Annotated in this window: 11 protein-coding genes and 1 pseudogene; 9 read left to right on the plus strand and 3 right to left on the minus strand. The window is 41.5% G+C overall.

Annotation, left to right across the window (positions count from 1 at the left end):
* Positions 1-17: 17 nt before the first annotated feature.
* Both ACU8V8_RS17590 and ACU8V8_RS17595 read left to right on the plus strand, forming a co-directional pair.
* The gene (locus tag ACU8V8_RS17590) at positions 18-941 is read left to right on the plus strand and encodes an acetyltransferase (RefSeq protein ID WP_446888364.1); all 924 of its coding nucleotides are present in this window, start codon (positions 18-20) and stop codon (positions 939-941) included.
* A 47-nt stretch (positions 942-988) separates the two neighbouring features.
* Positions 989-2,200, plus strand: a complete 1,212-nt coding sequence (locus ACU8V8_RS17595; protein WP_446889668.1) for a mechanosensitive ion channel family protein — start codon at positions 989-991, stop codon at positions 2,198-2,200.
* On the opposite strand, the gene chrA is transcribed toward ACU8V8_RS17595, so the two are convergent.
* The gene (gene chrA, locus ACU8V8_RS17600) at positions 2,160-3,311 is read right to left on the minus strand and encodes a chromate efflux transporter (protein WP_446888365.1); all 1,152 of its coding nucleotides are present in this window, start codon (positions 3,309-3,311) and stop codon (positions 2,160-2,162) included. The two genes, ACU8V8_RS17595 and chrA, sit on opposite strands and share 41 nt — an antisense overlap.
* 157 nt (positions 3,312-3,468) lie before the next feature.
* On the opposite strand from chrA, the gene ACU8V8_RS17605 reads away from it, so the two are divergent.
* The gene (locus ACU8V8_RS17605; RefSeq protein ID WP_446889669.1) at positions 3,469-4,224 is read left to right on the plus strand and encodes a substrate-binding periplasmic protein; all 756 of its coding nucleotides are present in this window, start codon (positions 3,469-3,471) and stop codon (positions 4,222-4,224) included.
* Positions 4,225-4,300: 76 nt separating this feature from the next.
* The gene (locus ACU8V8_RS17610) at positions 4,301-4,933 is read left to right on the plus strand and encodes an OmpA family protein (protein WP_446888366.1); all 633 of its coding nucleotides are present in this window, start codon (positions 4,301-4,303) and stop codon (positions 4,931-4,933) included.
* Between the two features lie 138 nt (positions 4,934-5,071).
* Here the strand turns inward: ACU8V8_RS17610 and ACU8V8_RS17615 are convergent, their stop codons facing one another.
* Positions 5,072-5,737: a hypothetical protein gene (locus tag ACU8V8_RS17615; RefSeq protein WP_446888367.1), complete on the minus strand. Its 666-nt coding sequence runs from the start codon at positions 5,735-5,737 to the stop codon at positions 5,072-5,074.
* A gap of 67 nt (positions 5,738-5,804) precedes the next feature.
* Positions 5,805-7,585: pseudogene (locus ACU8V8_RS17620) on the minus strand (ABC transporter transmembrane domain-containing protein).
* 88 nt (positions 7,586-7,673) lie between these two features.
* Here ACU8V8_RS17620 and ACU8V8_RS17625 point away from each other — a divergent pair.
* From ACU8V8_RS17625 to ACU8V8_RS17645, 5 genes are all read left to right on the plus strand, one after another.
* Complete coding sequence (locus ACU8V8_RS17625; protein WP_446888368.1) at positions 7,674-8,072, plus strand: DUF3224 domain-containing protein; 399 nt, start codon at positions 7,674-7,676, stop codon at positions 8,070-8,072.
* Positions 8,073-8,690 (plus strand): LysE family translocator, encoded by a 618-nt coding sequence (locus ACU8V8_RS17630; RefSeq protein ID WP_446888369.1) that lies wholly within the window; start codon positions 8,073-8,075, stop codon positions 8,688-8,690.
* Between the two features lie 283 nt (positions 8,691-8,973).
* Positions 8,974-11,853 (plus strand): TonB-dependent receptor, encoded by a 2,880-nt coding sequence (locus ACU8V8_RS17635; protein WP_446888370.1) that lies wholly within the window; start codon positions 8,974-8,976, stop codon positions 11,851-11,853.
* 20 nt (positions 11,854-11,873) lie between these two features.
* On the plus strand, positions 11,874-15,878 hold the full coding sequence (locus tag ACU8V8_RS17640; RefSeq protein ID WP_446888371.1) for an alpha-1,6-glucosidase domain-containing protein: 4,005 nt from the start codon (positions 11,874-11,876) through the stop codon (positions 15,876-15,878).
* Between the two features lie 112 nt (positions 15,879-15,990).
* Positions 15,991-16,533 carry a PH domain-containing protein gene (locus tag ACU8V8_RS17645; RefSeq protein ID WP_446888372.1) on the plus strand — a complete coding sequence of 181 codons (543 nt, stop codon included), beginning with the start codon at positions 15,991-15,993 and terminating at the stop codon, positions 16,531-16,533.
* The last annotated feature ends 691 nt before the right edge of the window (positions 16,534-17,224 follow it).

The following is a 17,224-nucleotide window of genomic DNA, read 5'->3' on the forward strand; positions in this document are numbered from 1 at the left end:
ATTAATAGTGAGTGCACATGCTAAATAGTGTTATTCCAAAATGGCTGAATGGCCTAATTGTGGGGGTTGTACTTTTTAGTAATACCTTACTGTGGGGCTGTGTTGTTTTAGTACTGGGCTTAATAAAACTAGTATTGCCCATGGGGTGGGTAAGTAACTTGTTACATAGTGCGTATCAAGGTTGGTGTAGTGGTAACCGGCTCGGGTTAAAATTGAGCAATGCGCAAATCACAACAGTTATTAATGGTGATGTAAATAAACTTGGTTGGTACTTGCTGATATCGAATCATTTTAGTTGGCTCGATATTATAGTGCTTAGTGCCATTGATGTATTACCTGCTCCTAAGTTCTTTTTAAAAGATGAGCTTAAGTATGTGCCGCTTATTGGCTCAGGCGCTTGGGCTATGGGTATGCCATTTATGAAGCGTGTTAGTAAAGCTCAGCTCGCTAAAAATCCTGCATTAAAAGGCCTTGATGTTGCACGCACTAAGCATAGCTGCCGTAATTTTCGCAGTCATCCAACCACTATCATTAATTTTGTTGAAGGCACGCGTTTTACCAAGGCAAAGCACCAAACACAGCAAAGCCCATTTAAGTATTTATTAAAGCCCAAAGCTGGTGGTGTCGCATTTGCGCTTGAAGTTCTAGGTGAACAATTTGATGCCATTCTTAATACCACGCTGGTATACCAAGCACAGAGTAATCATATTTGTGGTAGCTTTTTACGCGGGCGCTTAAATAAAGTGAGCGTTAATATTACTGTAGTGCCTGTGGGCCTCGAGTTATTAGGTAACTACCAACAAGATAGCCAGTTTAGGACTCGTTTCCAAGAGTCGATTAATCGGTTATGGTTAGAAAAAGATAGTGAACTGGCTATAGCCTATGCAGAGCAAGGCTTTGAGACTGCAATAATCAACAATAAGGAGATTGAACTACCGTGACTTCATCGACTCGTCTACAGCAGCTTGTGACCCCTTGGTTTGAGGGAATGCCGGATGCTGAACTATTCGGCTCACTAGCTGCTACTGCTATTGGAGTATGTACATTACTGATTGTGTATTTATTTACTCGGCGCTTAATGTTACCAGGCATTCAGGCCGTGGTAACTAAACTCTCACCTGAGCGAATTGGCTCCCTCTCGCCATTACTTACAAAGCTTAATCGTCGCTTTGCAGGCATGCTTTGCTGTGTATTGTTTTTGGCTACATTCGATAGTATTTATCCTGTTGGTGAATTTGCCGCCGAAGTATTTAAAACCATAGGTCAAACCCTGTTGATCATTCATGTTGGTTTTATCATTAGCAGTATAGTGAGTATCGCTGGAGCAATTTATAACCAACTAGAATTTGCTCGTGAAGTGCCAATACAAGGATTGATTCAAGTTGTGAAGCTGATCACCTTCATAATCTGTGCAATCTTAATTGTTAGTATTTTACTTGAAAAGTCACCTACTTATATTTTGTCTGGTTTTGGTGCTATTGCGGCGGTTACTTTACTGGTATTTAAAGACACCATTTTAGGTTTTGTCGCGAGTATCCAAATAGCTGCAAATCGTTTAGTGACCTACGGAGATTGGATCCAAGTTGATAATTACGGCGCAGACGGTGAAGTCATCGACTTAGGCTTAAACACAGTAAAAGTACGTAATTGGGATAATACAATTACGACTATCCCAACTTACATGTTGGTAGCTGGCTCATTCAAAAATTGGCGTGGTATGCAAGAGTCTGGCGGCCGCCGTATTAAACGCTCTCTTAATATTGATATGAATAGTATTCGCTTAGCTGATGACGAGCTTACAAAAACTATTGGTCAAACCATTGCCCTAAAAGACTATATAAAAATGAACAGTTTGCCTGAGCCGGTATCAAATTTAGGCTTGTTTCGTCGTTATGCTGAAGGCTATTTAAAGCAACATGACAAAATAAACACCTCATTAACCTTAATGGTGCGTGAGCTACAGCCGCTAAATCATGGTTTACCCATTGAGTTCTACTGCTTTAGCCAAGATAAGCGATGGATATCATTCGAACATTTACAAGCCGAAATAATGGATCATCTACTTGCGGTATTACCGCTGTTTGATTTACGTCCTTATCAAAGTGTTACAGGGCAGTTTAGCCCTGCAATAAATGGTTCGACGGGGATTAAACCGACCGTTAAAGTGGCAAATAATGCTGCCCAAGACCCATCAGAATAAAGCCAATTAATAGCCACCATATAGGTGGCTTGGCGAATTTTAGCCATGCAAATGCGGCGATTACCAGCGCTATATGCCAAACGTTGTGAACTGCTGAAGTCCAAATTGGTGAGTATAGTGCCGCCGCAAGAAAGCCCACAACCGCAGCGTTAAGTGCAGCAATACTGCTTGCAAAACGAGGGTGCTGGGCTAACTGCAACCAACTACGCTGCAAAGCAAACATTAGTAACAGTCCTGGTAGAAAAATTAATGTTGTGGCAATTAATGCACCTACTATAGGCTGAATACCCTCAAATTGTGTCCCTAAATAACTTGCTATAGTAAACATAGGCCCAGGTACTGCTTGAGCGCTGGCATAGGCTGTTAAAAATTGCTCGGTATTGAGTGTTGGTAAACCAGCTTGAAGTATTGGCAGTACAACGTGCCCACCACCAAACACCATAGCGCCAGCTTGATAAAATGGGGCAAATAATGCACTGCTTTCAGTCATGGGCAGAAAGCTTATTATCAGCAGTAAGGCAAATAGCAGCAAAGCAATCCAGTTAACGCCTGCTTTGGTTACGGATTGCGGTTCATTGTTATCAGTTAAGTTTAACATTGGCCAAATAGCGCCAATAGTTGCAGCTATCAGTAGTACCGCTATTTGACTTGCAAGGCTAGGTATTATTATAAGCAACAAGGTGCTCGAAGCGGCTAATACTTTTAATACTCTGCTGGTGCAAAAGCTTTTTGCCATACTGAGTGTTGCATCAGTGACAATTACTACTGCAAACAACTTTAATCCGGCGATAATAGCAAAGTAAATTGCATCAAATTGATGAGCACTGATAGCAAGTAATATCATGATCAATAATGATGGTAGCGTAAAGCCTATAAAAGCTGCGATTCCACCTAATAAGCCACCACGCTCAACACCGATAGCGAACCCCACTTGGCTTGACCCAGGCCCTGGTAATGCTTGGCTTAAACTAATTAACTGTGCATAACGCTGGGTGTTTAACCACTTAAGGTTATCGACAAAGTGGCGTTTAAAATATCCAAGGTGTGCTGCAGGGCCGCCAAAGCTCATGCAACCAAGTAAAAAAAACTGTTTAAAAATAGCGAGTAACATAATGGATTTATTTTCCTTTAGCACGTTTATGTTTCATTATTACAAACTTTAGTGACAATTTTATGGTTATTAATCTATGTACTTGTCTACAATAAGAGTAGGTGATAGCTAAAATAAAGTAGATATGCGATTTATAGTTTCCGTTTTTATTGGCATTATGCTTTGTGTGAGCAACAGTTCTCATGCGGCCGTTGCTATAACTAAGGTCTCATTAGCTGTGGATCATGGTCCACCATATAGCCAAATATCAGAAAGTGGTGAAATCACTGGCGCTATTGTTGATATTTTTCAGTTAATGCAGCAGCAACTTGATTTTAAATTAGAATTAGTAGGTTGCCCATTTTCTCGTTGTATCAGAATGCTTGAAAATGGTGAAGTTAACGCGATGGGAGGGTTAATACTTACACCTGAACGCCAGAAATTGATGCAGTTTGTTACGCCTCCTTATATGGTGATCACCTCGTCGTTTGTATTTTATGCGCGTCATGAAAGCAAGTTAGAAATTAAGCACTACGATGACTTATATGGAAAGAAAATAGCCATTATGCGCGGAGCTGCATATTTTAAGCGCTTTAATGAGGATGATAAGTTAATTAAAGTTCCTGTATTGACCGAAAAGACGGCTATTGATTTACTAGTAAAAGGTCGAGTGGATTTAGTGGTCGGCATTGAAAGCACAACGGATCATGCAATGAGTGTTTTAAATCAACCGGCTAATAAACTCGTGAAAATGGATTACCGTCACAGCGATACCATTTATGGCTACCTTGCTCTAAGCAAGCAGTTTCATAGCACTGATTTGGCTAAGCGTATTGATGAGCAACTAAAAAAGCTGGCTGATAGCGGCGAATTAACGAAACTCGTTGCACCTTATAAATTACCCGCCGTAGATCGAGAGTCGCTGGGCTTTTAACTGATTCTTCATAGTTTGTTCATGGACAGCTTTGCATACTTACTAGCAAATGAGTATTTAGAGGCAAGGACTTACCATGACGTTAACTAAACCACTACTAACAGCAACAATCGTAGGTGTATTACTGACAGGTTGTGAAACCAATAATACTGGCATGGGCGCAGGTATTGGTGCTGCAACAGGTGCTGTACTAGGTAAAGCAACAGGTGACCACGATGACAAGCGTATTTTTATTGGCGCTGCAATAGGGGCCTTAGCCGGTGCAGCTGTTGGTGATTACATGGATAAGCAAGAGCAGGCTTTTCGTGATGAACTCGCCGGTTCTGGTGTTGAAATAGTCCGTGAAGGTGACAACTTACGCTTAGTTATGCCGTCAAATATTACCTTTGCGACAGACCAATCATATATTTCATCGGGTTTTCATAACACCTTAGATGCGATTGCTAAAGTAATGAACAAATATGAAAAAACCTTCCTTAGCATTGAAGGTCATACCGATAGCACAGGTAAAGATAGCTACAATATGACACTATCTGAGCAGCGTGCACAAAGTGTGAAAAGCTACTTAGTGAATCAACAAATTCTAGCTGGGCGTATCAGCACTCGCGGCTACGGTGAAACCCAGCCAATCGCCAGTAACGACAGTGCTAACGGTCGCGCGCAAAACCGCCGTGTAGAAATTCAAATCGTGCCAAATACTGAAGGTTAATACTTACCTTATAGTTTTGGTTACCAAGTTAGCTGCGACAGTAATCAAGTATACTGTCGCTAGCTTCTTATCTAACCTTAAAATGCTTATGTGGATAAGTATTAATATTTGATATCAATGCTAAGTTACATACTTACTTCAGCTTTCACACACATACACTAAAAAGTCCTCAATATTATCTAGCGCCTCGATAATATATGTATCAGAAATCATTATGGTTGATCCTGAAAGGCTTAATCCTTGGATTTGAGATATCCTTTTTTCATCTAAATTATTGCTATACTCAATATCGCCTTCAGCATGGGCTAAAGTATTTCTTAATCTACTTAAGTTCTTTATTTTTGACCAATGACCATTGCATCCAGAAAAATCAACAAGCTTAAATTTTTCCAAATAAGTTTTAGCACGTTCTATACCGCTTTTTGAAAGATCAGTAACAGTGATTGGTATATTATTTTCAGCTTGTTTTAATTGACAAATACGATTTAGAGTATTCTCTAGGTATGTGTACATCGTTAAAACGGAAGATATACGATGAACTCGATAGAAAGTAAAATCTAAGTCGTATAGCTCATGGCTAAAGTTGGAATTGTAATTATCATCTGTATCCTCATGCTTAGTCCGCTCAAGCTCTCTTTCATTTAGTTCTATTAATAAGTCTTTATATTCATCTTGCATCGCCTCAACTTGCTTGAATACTGATTTCAGTACTGAAACTCTGGACTTCACTGAAGTTGTTGTTACTGGGAATGCTAGGTGATTACTAGGTATACTTGGTTTGAAACTATCAAATTTTTTGTCCATGCTCATTCCTTTAAAGATCGGTAGTGATTTAAATTGTATCTGATGAATTCAATTTTACCGCTTTCCTTCAATCCCTATTAAACTGCAGCTCACATAATTTTTGATAAAGCGGATTTGTCGCTAATAATTGTTGGTGAGTGCCCGTTGCGATAATTTCACCTTGCTCCATCACTACGATTACATCTGCATGTTTTACTGTAGCTAAGCGGTGGGCAATAATCAGCGTAGTCCGATTTTGCATTAAATGCTCCAGCGCGGCTTGTACATGGTGCTCACTTTGCGCATCAAGAGCACTGGTTGCTTCATCAAGCAATAGTATTTCAGGGTCTTTTAATATTGCGCGAGCGAGCACAATCCGCTGTTTTTGCCCGCCAGATAAACGCACTCCTTGTTCACCTAAAAAGCTTTCATAGCCGTTTGGTAACTGTTGTATAAAATCATCAGCATGGGCATGCTTAGCCGCAGCATAAACTTGCTCATCGCTTGCATCTGGGTTGCCGTAGCGAATGTTGTGCATTACATCTGAGCTAAATAAAATCGGGTTTTGTGCCACCATACCCATACTATTACGCAGGGTATTGAGTGATAAATCTTTAATGTTAATACTATGAAACTTAATATCGCCGGTGGCTGGGTCATAAAAGCGCTGTAGCAGTTCAAAAGAGTGGTTTTACCTGCACCAGATGGGCCAACAATTGCTACTGTTTGGCCTTGTGCGATAGTTAGTGATACATTTTTAAGTGCGCTTACATCAGGACGTGACGGATAATTAAAGCTAATGTTATTGAGCTCTATGGCAGCTGACTCTTTATTTGTTTGCAATTGATCATCAAGCGGTGTTTCAGGGTTTACAATCTCACTTTTTACCGCTAATAACTCAAGTAGTCGTGCTGCAGCGCCAGCGGCGCGTTGTAGCTCACCATATACTTCGGCAACGGTGGCTACCGACATTGCTACCATAATAGCGTAAAACACAAAGGCACCGAGTTCCCCTCCGGTCATAGTGCCTGCAAGTACGTCAGTGCCGCCAACCCAAAGCATGACGCTAATGGCACTAAAGGTTAAAAATATAACCGCGGCAATTAAAAATGAGCGCTGCTTAATACGGCTTTTAGCTACATTAAATGCTTTATCGGTTTCAAGAGCAAAGGCCTGTTGCTCGCGTTGTTCATGGCTATAGCTTTGCACCACTTTGATATTTTGAATGATCTCCCCAGCGTAAGTGCTAATGTCGGCAATCGCGTCTTGGCTAGAACTCGCGAGTTTGCGTACCTTTTTGCCAAAAACCATCATCGGCACTAATACTAACGGCACACAAGCAACCACCACTAAAGTGAGTTTTAAGTTAGTGACGAGCAGCATCACTAAGCCGCCAATAAGCATCAGTGCGCTGCGCAATGCCATTGAAAACGATGAGCCTATAATGGATTGCAGTAAGGTGGTGTCAGTGGTTAAGCGCGACATGAGCTCGCCGCTGCGGTTTTCTTCAAAGTAACTTGGGTGCAGAGTGACGATGCGATCAAACACCGCTTTACGAATATCATTACTAACACGTTCGCCAATCCACGACATTAAATAAAAACGGCTGAATGTTCCAACAGCTAATAAACTGATCAGCCCTATTAGTACTAGCACCGCTTGTTTTAATTGCGCTTGGGAGCCCGCAATAAAGCCATGATCGATGACAAATTTAACCCCTTGGCCTAGCGATAAATTAACTCCAGCGGTGACAAGTAGCGCAACAAGCGCCGAAAATACCACCCATTTATAGGGTTTAATGAATTGAAAAATTGGAATTAAACTACTAAAAGCAGCTTTGTCTTTTGGCTCGGCTTTACTGGTGCTCATGCTGGATTCTTTTTGTGCAATAGGGTATAGATATGGTTACTTAAATTGTAATTTCAATAACTAACTTCATAACAACTAAGGGACTAACATGGCAACTCATAAAGTAACCGGTGAATTTAACGTTAAACTCAACCCCATTGAAGGCTATGCAAAAGGCATTGATGGTGTAAATTTAGGCCGTATGTCGATTGATAAAACCTTTACAGGTTCTCTTGATGCAACTAGCACTGGCGAAATGCTCAGCGCGATGACTACCACCCAAGGCAGTGCAGGCTATGTTGCTATTGAGCAAGTGGTTGGCACACTTGCAGGTAAGCAAGGTAGTTTTGTATTGCAGCACTTTGGCACCATGGATAAAGGCCAAGATTCATTAATTTTAAATGTTATACCTGATTCTGGTAGTAATGAGCTTGAAGGGCTTAGTGGTAAAATGAGTATTCGCATTGAAGACGGAACTCATTTTTATGATTTTGAGTATCAGTTATAAATGACACTATCACTTTGGCTCAGTTTAGTCGCCATTTGTATGATGGGTGCGATGTCTCCTGGGCCCAGTTTGGCTGTGGTTTTGAAGCACAGTATTCATGGCAGTATGAAAAATGGCATGCTTGCGGCTATTAGTCATGGGGTAGGTGTTGGCTTTTATGCAGCGGCATCTTTGCTTGGTCTTGGTGCATTGATGTTACAGTTTCCCACTGTGTATCAAGTGTTAGTTTACTTAGGTGCTGCGTATTTAGCATATTTAGGTATTAAGATTTTATTAGCAAAACCCAGTGCTGATGAGCTTCAAGTTGCGCAGCAAAGTGGTAGTGCTCAACAAGCGTTGCAAGATGGTTTTGCTATTGCATTTTTGAACCCCAAACTTGCGGTGTTCTTTTTAGCCTTATTCTCACAGTTTATTGACCCTGCAAACCTAACTTTTAAAGTGGGCATGATCATGTGTTTAACCGTATTTGTTATTGATACTGGCTGGTATTTGTTAGTGGCAGCACTCACAGAACTGTCAAAAAAACGATTTGCGTTTACTAAGTCATCACCTTGGCTTGATAAAGTTCTCGCGGTGATTTTTATAGCCCTTGCCGTACGTGTCGTTTTAACAACGTAATATTAAATCATCCAGTTTTCTGGACCAAATAAAAAATTTGGGGCTCAGACTGAACATTTATTGCTTACTTTTTTCCATACCAAACCCTCTATTCATTTCACGTTAGTTGCCCAATCGTAACATTTGGCGACAAGTTACTTCTCAGAGCTAGACGTTACCCTTATTAGTGCATACGTATTCATCACACTTATTTTACTTTTTGGTTACACTTTGTTGGTTTTATTTTATCCACAATTTAAAAATAAATCGCACACAATTATAAAATCAATAGGGTAGGAAGCTCATGGGGAAATTTAAACTGAGTGCATTAATGCTCGCAATGTTTGCAGCCAGCAGTGCATTGGCCGCAGCTGAAAGTGATGCACAAGCGACAGTCAATCCACAGTTAGATGATGATCTAGAGGTTATTGAAGTAACAGGCTTTAGCCGAAGCTTAATTCAATCACTTAACCAAAAACGTTTTACAGATACAGTGTCAGAGCAGCTATCTGCTGATGATTTAGGGGCGCTACCTGATGTATCAATGGCAGATGCGCTTACTCGACTACCGGGGATTTCAGCTGTACGCACAGGTGGCCAAGCCGCCGAAATAAATATTCGAGGCATGTCGGGTGGATTTGTATTCTCAACCCTCAATGGTCGAGAGCAAGTATCTACAAGTGGTAGTCGCAGTATTGAGTTTGATCAATACCCGTCGGAGCTAATTAGTTCTGCTGCCGTTTATAAATCACCAAAAGCATCGCTCATTGAAGGCGGTGTTGCAGGTACGGTAGAGCTACAAACAGCCAGTCCGCTTGATAATGAAAAGCAACATAAGTTTGTGGTTAACGCCAGAGGTATGTATAACGACCGTGCCTCAGAAGTGCATGACGCCACAGAGTTTGGCGATCGCATTAGTTTTTCATATCAAGGTAAATACCTTGACGACACCCTAGGGGTTGCACTCGGTTATGCGCGTCTATTTCAACCTAGTGTAGCAACGCAATTTATTGGCCTCGCTTATAACGATAATAAAGAAATAGATGGCTTGGCAAATGATACTGGTGGCCCTGAAGTAAACCCAGAGAACGAATACATCAGTGAGGGTTTTGAGCTCCAGCACTTAGGCGGTGAAGAAACCCGTAACGGTTACATGGCAGCGATTGAGTGGATACCTGTAGATAACTTTAAGTTGAAGGGGGATGTGTTTTTATCACGCTTTGATACTGAGTCATTTGCCCGTGGTTTGCGAGTTAAACTTGGTGGCCCATCTGCAACTTTTACCAATGCGCAGTTAGAGGGTAATTCAGTTATTGGTGCAGCCGTTAATCGTACCTCAAAAAGCTATACCCGAATTGAAATCGTTAACGATGACAATCAAGATTTTGACGAAGTAGACAGTTACGGCGTTAACGCGGATTGGCAAGTAACAGAGCGTTTAAATGTCAACATGGATGTGTCTTTGTCACGAGCAAAAAGTAACTTTCGCAATGGTTTACTTTGGGCATTAGTGGCAGAAGATGCTAGCGCTGAAGAACCGGTACTTGATAATAATGTGTCAATAAATTATCAGCTTAATGGTCTCAACCTGCCCGATGTAGGTTTTAATCAGGCAGCCGCATTTAGCGACATAGACCGTGTTATGGTGAGTAAGTACGGTATTTACCCTTTTCAAAATGAAGATGAAGTAACAGCTTATCGTCTCGATTTGAAATATGAACTAGATAATAACTGGTTCAGCTCAGTTGAATTTGGTGCGCGTTATTCTGACCGTGAATATAGCAATAACCGTTCTGTGTTTGAATATGGTGATGATGGTGCGTTTTCAGCAAGTGAGCCACCACTTCGTTTAACTGATGACATGGTTGATGTGGTGGATTGGCAAGGCGAGTTTAGCTACTTTCCATCCTACTTAGCAATAGATGTTGATAAAGCGCTGAATGCGTGGTTCCCTGAAGGTGCTCCGACACCTGTAACTACATGGGGTAACGCTGATGGGGTGGTTGATGCACAGGGTTACACCACAAACTATTCATGGACTATGTTGCAAAGTGGCTCAGTGTATGAAGAAGTGCTTTCAGCGTACGCTATGCTTAATATTAATGCTGAGATTGGCAATATGCCCGTGCTGGGTAATATTGGTATTCGCCGTGTAGATACTGACCAATCGGCCACTATTTTAGAGAACGTCAACGGGGATTTAGCGCTAGGCGCACAAAATATTACCGACAGCATCGGCATTGTAAATCAAAACTATTTACCAAATGTGCTTGGCACGACCTACACCGACTACCTGCCATCACTTAACTTAAACTTTCAGTTAACGGATAACACGCAATTGCGTTTTGCCGCAGCTAAAGTTATGTCGCGTCCACCAATCAATCGCCTAGCGGGAGATGCTAGTGCACAGGCAGATAAAACTACAGGTAAAATTAACGGCTCAAGTACTAATAATCCATTCTTAAAACCATTTTATGCCGACCAATACGATATCTCTTATGAGCATTATTTTGATGAATCAGATGGTGCGTTAGTTGTGGCTGGTTTTTATAAAAATATAGATTCGTTTATCGATACGATTGCGATAGAGGGGTTTGACTTTAAGGGTAATGGCTTTAACGTCCCTGACTATATAGAAAATCCAGTCAGCGGCGAGCAAGTAGCTACCACCAATGGCACATATACAACCGCAGTTAATAACGCCAATGGCGGTTATATTCGCGGTATTGAGCTTGCTTATACACAAGTTTTTTCATTCTTACCTGCGCCTTTTGATGGTTTAGGCTTTAACGGCAGCTACTCCTACACCGAAAGCGAAGTTGAATCTATCACTAGCTTAGGTGGCGACACGACGACTCAAGGTTTACCTGGTTTATCTAAAAACGTGTTAAACGGCACTTTGTTTTATAGTTTAGATAACTTTGAAACCCGCCTTAACGTGCGCTACCGCTCAGACTTTGTGTCAGAGCAAGTGGCTATCAATGAACAAGTGGTTAATTTTGATGCCGAGACTGTGGTCGATTTTCAAACCTCTTACCAATTTACAGACTCATTTGGCATGTTGCTACAGGTTAATAACCTCACCGATGAACCCACTCAAAGCTACTTTGGTAATGAAAGTATTACTGGGACTACCCAGTACTTTGGACGTCAGGTTTATTTAGGTTTTACCTATAGCCATTAATGCAAATTGGAGCATACATAATGAATATAATAACTAAAATGACTCATTTGCTATTCGCTGTGAGTTTAACGTTACTTTATGGCTGTGGTGGTTCAGGTAGTAGCGATGTAGAAGCTGGGCAAACTCTTTTAACTTGTAACGTACCACAAGTCCCTAACACCGAAGGAACTCAATGCGTTGATCCCGAGCCTATCTCTTGCGACGCACCGTTATTTCCAGATGCGAACAATGAAAGCTGTATCAATGGCTACAACCCGGATTTGCCTGATCCAGTTGTTTTTGCTGGAGATAACGAAGCTGTATTATTTTATAAACGCGATGAAAATGAAGGGTACGAAGGCTACCGCTTACATTCATGGAATACCGACGGTTGTGATGCTTATGCGCCACCGTTTGATGCAACCGATTGGGCTGATGGTCACGAATACGACGGTATTGATCCAAATTATGGTGCTTACTGGATTGTGGCACTTAAAGAAGACTATACCGAATGTGCTAATTTCATCATACATATTGGTACAGAAGGCACCGGCAAAGCCCATGGTGACGTGGACTTAACTATGCCACTAATGCAAGACGATGAACGTTTTGTGCGCATGAACTTTACCTTTGACGGTGAGCCATCTGTATTTGAGTTCCCAGTTGCAGACCTTGGGGAACGCCCAGTTGCAATTGATGGTGCATCAGCGCATTGGATTGACTTAAATACGGTGTTGTATAAGCCTAGTAATGAGCTTTCGCAAATCATCAAGTTACACTCATCTGCAACCGCTGAGCTAGAGGTTGACTTAGATACAGGTTTAAATGGTGAGACCGTTGAGCTTACAGCAACACAGTTAAGTGATGAGCAAGCTGCAAAAGTACCTCATTTAGCTGAGTGGACTGCTTACCAAGGTAATTGGGATGGCGAAACAGCTAAACAGCTCATTAAGCAGCAGTTAGCAATTGCAGGCTACGATGCGGACGGTAAGCTACTTGAAGCAAGTTTAGTGCAAACAGCAAAAGCCCTTGATGCACTGTACACCGAAGGTGAAAGTGACGCGAATGAAGCCATGTTAGGCGTGCATTATAATAACAATGCAATTGATGTATCAGTGTGGGCACCAACCGCTAGCAATATGATGATCAATGTATTTGACGCCGATAAAGCACAAGTGCATAGCACAGCCATGACGTTAGACAACAATACCGGTATTTGGTCTGTCAGTTTAGACAGCCAATACGACCGCCATTATTATCGCTTTGCGTTTGATGTTTATCATCCAACCACCAAAGCAATCGAAAGCCTATGGAGTACAGACCCTTATTCGTTAAATGTATCTAGTAATGGCCTGTATTCGCAGTTGATCAATTTAAATGATGAATACACTAAGCCAGAGGGCTGGGACGAGCGCATTGTACCAACGGTGGCTAACCCTGAGGATGCAATAATTTACGAAGGTCATGTGCGTGATTTTAGTATACGTGATGAGTCAGTGAGTGAAGCAAACCGTGGTAAATACCTCGCATTCACTGAACTTGAAAGCGTGCCAATGCAGCACCTTAAGCAATTAGCTGATAAAGGCTTAACACACTTTCATTTACTCCCAGTGACTGATATTGGCACCATTGAAGAAGATGCAGAGCAACGCGTTGAAATCACTGACACCTTAGGTAAATTATGTGAGCGAATAGACGATGAAGCAGATGCCTGCAAAATCGAAGATAAAAACAGTATCATTGCAGATTTAATGCAAAGCTACTTACCGGGCTCTGATGATGCACAAGCACTTGCCAGCGTGATGCGTGATTTAGACGGTTTTAACTGGGGTTACGATCCGCACCATTTTATAGCTCCAGAGGGTTCATATGCATCAAGCAGCGAAGGTATTGCTCGTGTACTTGAAACACGCGCCATGGTGCAATCATTACAAGAAGTAGGACTTCGTGTGGTACTTGATGTGGTCTATAACCACACAACATCATCAGGCGTCTGGGAAAAATCAGTCTTCGACAAACTAGTGCCTGGTTATTACCACAGATACAATGAAGTATCAGGTACGATAGAGCGCTCAACATGTTGTGAAAACACAGCTACAGAACATGTAATGATGGACAAATTTGTCACAGACTCAATGGTTATTCTTGCTCGTGATTTTGGTTATGACAGTTTCCGTTTTGATGTAATGGGCCACATGCCTAAATCATCAATTTTAGCAGCGCGCGAAGCTGTGCAAGCGGTTGACCCTGATAACTATTTTTACGGTGAAGGCTGGGATTTTGGTGAAGTAGCTAACAATCGTTTATTCACCCAAGCTAAACAGGCTGATATGGCAGGCTCAGAGGTCGGTACATTTAACGACCGTATTCGTGAAGCCGTGCGTGGTGGTGCAATGTTTAGTAATAACCCGACAGATGCTAATTTAGCAGATCAAGATACTTTACGTTTATCGCTGGCGGGTAACTTACAAAATTACATACTCAAAGACTTTAAAGGTAACTCGGCAAAGGGCAATAGCTTTAGCTGGAACACCCAGCCGACGGCTTATGCGTTAGACCCAGCAGATAGCATTAACTACGTATCTAAGCATGATAACGAAACACTGTGGGATCAGTTGCAATATAAGCATGCATCAAGCATGAGTATAGAGCAACGTGTACGTGCTCATAATATGGCATTAGCTATACCATTAGTGAGCCAAGGTATCCCGTTTATGCAATTGGGTGCTGACTTACTGCGCTCAAAATCAATGGACCGCGATAGCTATAATGCCGGTGATTGGTTTAATGCTGTTGATTTAACCAAAGAGAACAATAACTGGAATATCGGTTTACCAAATGCCGAGAAGAACCAAGAGAAATGGGCTGAGATCATGCCTATTTCTGCTAACTCTGATGCACAGGCAATGTCACAAGATATTGCTTATGCAGGCGATGTGTTCCAGGAGTTCTTAGCAATTCGCAGTAGCAGTCCATTATTTAGATTAACCACCGAGCAAGATGTAATTGACCGTGTAGGCTTTCACAATGTAGGTGAAAACCAGCAGCATGGTTTGATAGTAATGAGTATTGACGATGGTGAAGGTCTCGTTGATTTAGATACAGAAGTAGATGCTGTTGTTGTTGTTATTAATGCGACGCAGCAAGCGCTTTCACACACGGTACTTACGGCTACTGGGTTTGAATTACATCCTACTCTTAAAAATGGTGTAGATAGTAGCATGGCGGGTGTGAGTTTTAGTGCAAACGAAACCGAAGGCACGTTTAATGTACCTGCTTACACCATGGCTGTGTTTGTTAAACCACAAGGCGAGAGCCAAGGCGTTGGCTTGAGTGCTGATGCAACTGTTGGTGCAGCAGATATAGTACCTTATGGTAGCACTGAGGTGTATCTTCGCGGTGATTTAAATGAGTGGGGCATCTCTGACCAATTTGAATATGTTGGTAACGGTGAGTATCAAATTATGAAGGCGCTAACGGCTGGGGAAAGCTTTGGTTTCAAAGTTGCTTCAGAGAGTTGGGATATCGTGAATTTTGGTGCTAACTCAGAGCAAGAGGCTGTTATTCAATTAGGAACGGAAAAGCAACTTAGTTTTAATGGAGCTAATATTAGCTTTACGGCTGACACCGCAGATAACTATTTGTTCTCGTTTAATGCTTCAGATAAAGAAAACCCAACATTAACAGTGGTAAAAATAGGGCCATTTGGAAATGTGTCGTTGTATTTACGTGGCAGTTTAAATGAAGCTGGTAGTGAATGGGGGACGGGCGATCAATTCACATACAGTGGTGATGGTTTATATACTTTTTCTAAACAGCTTAGTGCACAAAGTGATGCATATGAGTTTAAAGTTGCTACCAGTGATTGGAGCACTGTCAATTTAGGAGCTGGTGGAGATAGTTCAGAAGTAATAGTCGGGAGTGAAACATCTTTAGCGGCTTCTAATAATAACTTGAGCTTGTTAATTGAAACAGAAGGAGAGTATCGCTTTGTGGTTAATGCAAATGATCTCGAAGCGCCTTTTATTATTGTTAACTTGCAATAAGCTTTCACTAAGATAGCCAAAGCCGAGTTTTATACTCGGCTTTTTTTTATTATAGTTGCATTCAGTCACAATATTCCCTAGGTTAATAGAATAAATATCAAGGAGGTTATGAATGTCTGAGTTAGCTCTGAAAACCGCCAGTTTTAACCCTAAAGTAAAATCTTACTGGATCACGTTAGGAGTCATTACCTGCTTAGTGTGTTTGGTTGGTATCCCATTGATTCCAATCGTAGCCTTAATAATTTGGCTCGTGGCAGGGCGTATGCTTAAAGCAATGTCAGCAGTGCTCTTAGAGCGTAAGCTGGTGGTAAAGCGTGGGGTATTTTTTAAAGAAGAAAAGTCCATCCCACTTGAAAAAATAACCGATGTAGGATTAAGCCAAGGGCCATTGATGCGTTTATTTGGTTTATATCGATTAAGTTTTGAAACTGCAGGTCAGTCGGGACACGGTGCGTTAGTATCGTTACTCGGGGTTGAGAATGCCAGCGTGTTTCGTGAGGCTATATTAACGCAAAAAGACAATCTAGCCGAAACAAAGCCAAGCAAGGCTAAAGCTGATGAACCACAAAGCCAAGTCGAATTACTCCGCGCACTCACCTACAGTGTGAAAAACATCGAGCAAATGATGGTCACGCTACTTGATGAGAAAAAGTAAAATTAACTTATTATTGTACTGTGTTTTGCACAAAGAGAAGAAAATGAGAAGTGAATGAGGGAGATCAACTTAGCATGTAAGTCGTCATTTATGGCGACAGTAGTGTAATTTGAATAAGTCTTAACTTAATCTGTCAGGTGTGATTTTTAGATTTTGATCAAATCTGATAGTCGCATATATGCCATGAGCGGTCATTCAAAAAATAAATGGCAAAAGGCAAGACGCGACCCCATGTTACGTTTTCTTGTCCTCTTGCGAAACATTATAGAAAAAGAGCTTCAAGTGAATTATTCACAAAGAGGTTTAGAGGCGCTGCGCTTTAGAGTTATCAACGTAGGTTGGTTTGAGCGCAGCGAAACCCAACGAAAAAGCCCCAATCAATTAGCGTCAATATTTTGCATGAACGGCTGTCTTGAATGTGCCAATAGCGGACATTAAAGCGTAACTCGTTTCTGCCCCATTATGAGTTTGCGCAACAGAATAGTGTGTTTTTCATTCAGGAATACGCCCTACAATTACTAATGAGTGAGCTTGCAAAACAGCTTTCTGATTGATGTGTTCACATCAAGCTCTTAACCTTACGACTCTCGTGAAATTGCAAGTATAAGCGGGTAAAAGTAGATATACCGATCCAGCTTCATGGTTCGGCTTCTTCTTGAAATACGACCAATGACAGAAGTGTTACACGCAT

It is taken from the genome of Pseudoalteromonas sp. SaAl2, from assembly GCF_052947895.1.

Bases quoted from the DNA above. Each gene is read 5' to 3' on its own strand.
- ACU8V8_RS17590 (WP_446888364.1), top strand. From the start codon at position 18: ATGCTAAATAGTGTTATTCCAAAATGGCTGAATGGCCTAATTGTGGGG.
- ACU8V8_RS17595 (WP_446889668.1), top strand. From the start codon at position 989: ATGCCGGATGCTGAACTATTCGGCTCACTAGCTGCTACTGCTATTGGA.
- chrA (WP_446888365.1), bottom strand. From the start codon at position 3,311: ATGTTACTCGCTATTTTTAAACAGTTTTTTTTACTTGGTTGCATGAGC.
- ACU8V8_RS17605 (WP_446889669.1), top strand. From the start codon at position 3,469: ATGCTTTGTGTGAGCAACAGTTCTCATGCGGCCGTTGCTATAACTAAG.
- ACU8V8_RS17610 (WP_446888366.1), top strand. From the start codon at position 4,301: ATGACGTTAACTAAACCACTACTAACAGCAACAATCGTAGGTGTATTA.
- ACU8V8_RS17615 (WP_446888367.1), bottom strand. From the start codon at position 5,737: ATGGACAAAAAATTTGATAGTTTCAAACCAAGTATACCTAGTAATCAC.
- ACU8V8_RS17625 (WP_446888368.1), top strand. From the start codon at position 7,674: ATGGCAACTCATAAAGTAACCGGTGAATTTAACGTTAAACTCAACCCC.
- ACU8V8_RS17630 (WP_446888369.1), top strand. From the start codon at position 8,073: ATGACACTATCACTTTGGCTCAGTTTAGTCGCCATTTGTATGATGGGT.
- ACU8V8_RS17635 (WP_446888370.1), top strand. From the start codon at position 8,974: ATGGGGAAATTTAAACTGAGTGCATTAATGCTCGCAATGTTTGCAGCC.
- ACU8V8_RS17640 (WP_446888371.1), top strand. From the start codon at position 11,874: ATGAATATAATAACTAAAATGACTCATTTGCTATTCGCTGTGAGTTTA.
- ACU8V8_RS17645 (WP_446888372.1), top strand. From the start codon at position 15,991: ATGTCTGAGTTAGCTCTGAAAACCGCCAGTTTTAACCCTAAAGTAAAA.